Source organism: Streptomyces sp. NPDC056161, from assembly GCF_042268025.1.
GTDB lineage: Bacteria > Actinomycetota > Actinomycetes > Streptomycetales > Streptomycetaceae > Streptomyces.
Window position 1 is genome coordinate 1 of sequence record NZ_JBHJUV010000009.1, and the last position, 3,593, is coordinate 3,593.

The following is a 3,593-nucleotide window of genomic DNA, read 5'->3' on the forward strand; positions in this document are numbered from 1 at the left end:
GAGCTTCAGACACTCCTCGCAGTCTGGACCGGCGCCTGCCCCACCTGCCACCGCGACATACCCACACCGATGCGAACCTGACCAAGCACTACTAGGTCAACGGAGGGTCACCCACCGGTCTCGGCGGGCCGCTGCCGTGGCCGGTTCGAGATCCATCCGCAACACCCCGTGCCGCACGTTCCGGCCGCCTGTGCCGTCACAGTCACAGACGTCGACGTCAACCAGCGCAGGGGGCAGACGAGATGAAGCGGTACCGGACACGGCGGACGCGGGGCGCGCTGCTCGCCGTCGCGGCGGCGGGCGGCCTGCTGCTGACGGGGTGCAGCGGGGACGACGGCACCAGCACGGCGGACCAGGCCAAGGTGTCGGCCCCGGCGTACGGCGGCGGCTCGGCGCGACAGCAGGGGAGCCGGGGCCGGGACGCGGGGGGTTTCGCGCCCTCCCCGTCCGCCGATCCCACCGGCGACCTGTCCACCTTCGCCCTGGACGTGGACACGGCCTCCTACGACTACGCCCGCCGCACGCTCGCCGACGGGCGCAGGCCCGAACCGTCGACGGTCCGGCCGGAGGAGTTCGTCAACAGCTTCCGGCAGGACTACCGGCGGCCCGACGGCGACGGCTTCACCGTCACGGTCGACGGCGCCCGTACCGGTGAGGGCGACTGGTCCCTGGTGCGGGTCGGCCTCGCCACCAGAGAGGCCGGAGCGGACGACACGCGCCCGCCGGCCGCCCTGACGTTCGTCGTGGACGTCTCCGGTTCCATGGGCGAGCCCGGCCGCCTGGACCTCGCCAAGGACTCCCTCGGCCAGCTGACGGACCGGCTGCGCGAGGACGACTCGGTCGCGCTGGTCACCTTCAGCGACGCGGCCGAGACGGTGCTGCCGCTGACCCGCCTCGGCGGCCACCGCGGCCGGATCCACGAGGCGATCGACGCGCTGGAGCCCGAGTCCTCGACCGACCTCGGCGCGGGCGTCGAAACCGGTTACGCCACCGCCGTCGAGGGACTGCGCCGGGGTGCCACCAACCGGGTCGTGCTGGTCTCCGACGCGCTCGCCAACGACGGGGCCACCGACCCGGACGCCATCCTCGAACGCATCGACTCGGCCCGCCGCGAGTACGGCATCACCCTCTTCGGCGTCGGCGTCGGCAGCGACTACGGCGACGCGCTGATGGAGCGTCTCGCCGACAAGGGCGACGGGCACACCGTGTACGTCTCCGGCACCGAGGACGCCCGCCGGGTCTTCTGCGAGCAGCTTCCGCGGAACATCGAGCTGACGGCCCGTGACGCCAAGGCCCAGGTCGCCTTCGACCCGGAGACGGTCGCCGAGTTCCGGCTCGTCGGCTACGACGACCGGCGGGTCGCCGACGAGGACTTCCGCGACGACCGGGTCGACGGCGGCGAGGTCGGCCCCGGCCACACCGTGACCGCCCTCTACGCCGTGCGCACCAGGCCCGGCGCCGCCGGCCACCTGGCCACGGCCACCGTCCGCTGGCTCGACCCCGCCACCCGCGACCCGCACGAGGCGTCCGGAGTGCTGGAGGCGGGCGCGCTCCAGGGCTCGGTCTGGGCCGCGGCCCCCCGCTTCCAGGTCGCTGCGGTCGCCGCGTACTTCGCCGACGCGCTGCGCACCGGCGGCGACCGTTTCGACCGGCTGCCGGGCGCCCCCGGACTCGGCGCTCTGCGGGGGCACGCCGACGACCTGGCGGGCAGCACCGAGGACGGCGCGGTCCGCGACCTCGCCACGGCCATCGGACAGGCGAACCACTTTCTCGACTGAGCCCCCGCAACGGCCGCCGCATCGGCCACTGGCGCGACTTCCTGCCCGCGCACCGGCAGTTCGCCCGGGCGGACGCCGTACAGCCGCGCCCCGAGTGGTCCGGCACGTTTTAGGGATGCATCCGGACCAACGCAAAGAAAATCGTCAACAACACTGTGAAGTAGCAAATTCAGGGTCTTGACAGAGATACCGGCCGGCCGTGCCCCAAGCGCACCAACCCGGCGCCCTGGTGCGGGCTGCCAAGAGATCAAATTGTTAACTTCGGGATAATGGCGTGTGAAGAATTTATGACGTACATTCCTTGCGGGAGTGCCGAGAGCTCTCCTGTCGACTTTCGTCCCGGCTGGATGACGAAGTCTTCGAATTGTGCCGGCGTGTGGTGGGAATCACGGCAGAGTCTCGCGCATTCTGGGCGGTAGTCCTGGGTGCACGGACCACTCGCGGCACGGCAAGTGGAATTCTTACATTTCCGAGGTCGGGGCGAAAGGTGCTCACATGGCTGACTCGGTTGATAGATCGCAAGGTGGTGCTCTAGGGGCAACGGCGAGTGTCGCTTTGGGGCTGTTGGAGGGCGAAGGAACTTCGACGCCGGCCACCGGCAGGGCGACGCGGCGCACTGCGGACGCGGGGAACAGAATCTCGGAGACAGCCCAAAGCTACACCATGGCGTCTGGCATGGGTTTGCTGTCCGGCGGTTTCGTGATCAATAGTGGCTTTCTCAAGGCGGCCGGTCTCGGTCATCTCGCTGTCCGCAACGGGATAAAAGCCCTTGCTGCCCATAACGGGATAAAAACAGGTGAAATTTGGCCCGAGGATGGTAAAACAGCCGTAACGAAATTGGCTACCGCTGTCGGTGGTGCTGTGTGGGCAGGCGGGGTAGCGGCCGGTAATCATGTCATGCAGACCTGGGGACCGGCGGTAAATGCCACCGCAAGTCTCACCTCTGCGGTACTGCAATACTCCCAGGGCGAGGCGGGCTGGGTCAAAGACCTGGTCGGTGTGGCCGAGAACGCCGCGTTCGCGGCCGCAGGCCCTGCTGGAAACCCCGTGGCTCGTACTCTGGCCTTTGGAAGCGCAGCGGCGGGCTTCTTCTTGGAAGCACAGACGGACAAGGGCTTCCTGGGTCATGCACTCGGCGAATGCGTGTGGGCTATGGGAGCCGCGACGGAAACCAACTCGCTGGAAGCAGCCGGGGCGGGATTGGTGGCGGCTTCAGAGGTCGCGCGGTTCGTCTACCGAATGTATGAGAACTATGCACGGCCTTCACCCGGAGCAGTTCAGGAACGGCCCGGCTACGAGCCGATCAGGCAGCCCGCCTCCGCTGCCACGACCGGTCCCGCGTCCGGAACGAGCGCTCCTCTTCCCGTCAACCCGGTCGCATTGGAATTGTACGGCTGGGTCCCTGACCTGCCTCCGTCACCAGTGTCCAGGACGGTGTCCCTCCCGGTCTCCCCGATCTCGCCAGGAACACAGTTGCTTATGCCCGGCATACCCGCTCCTACCTTGTCGCGTCGGGCCTCCGACGGCGGTGAGGTCGTTTCCGCCCGGCCCGGTACTGCCCTGGCCCAGATGCCTGTTCCAGCAAGAACTCTTCCCGCCCCTCCCCGCAGGCACAGCAGGTGACCTTCGCGGCGAGGTGACCTGCCGTGCAGGAAACGGCAGGCAGCCGAGCCGTGGTGCTCCGGGTAAGGCCATCTGCTTCTCCGTACGGGGGAACGATGGCGCAACGGCCGCAACCTCTCCGGTCGGCAGGAGGCGGGGCCCCCCCCCCCCCCCCCGGGGGGGGCCGCGGGGTGGGGCCCCGACCCCCCCCCC

2 protein-coding genes are annotated in these 3,593 nt (G+C 69.3%); both read left to right on the forward strand.

Annotated elements, in window-relative coordinates; genetic code table 11:
* Positions 1–242: 242 nt before the first annotated feature.
* Complete coding sequence (locus ACFC09_RS10520; protein ID WP_376525653.1) at positions 243–1,778, forward strand: VWA domain-containing protein; 1,536 nt, start codon at positions 243–245, stop codon at positions 1,776–1,778.
* 675 nt (positions 1,779–2,453) lie between these two features.
* Positions 2,454–3,401, forward strand: a complete 948-nt coding sequence (locus ACFC09_RS10525; protein WP_376525655.1) for a hypothetical protein — start codon at positions 2,454–2,456, stop codon at positions 3,399–3,401.
* The last annotated feature ends 192 nt before the right edge of the window (positions 3,402–3,593 follow it).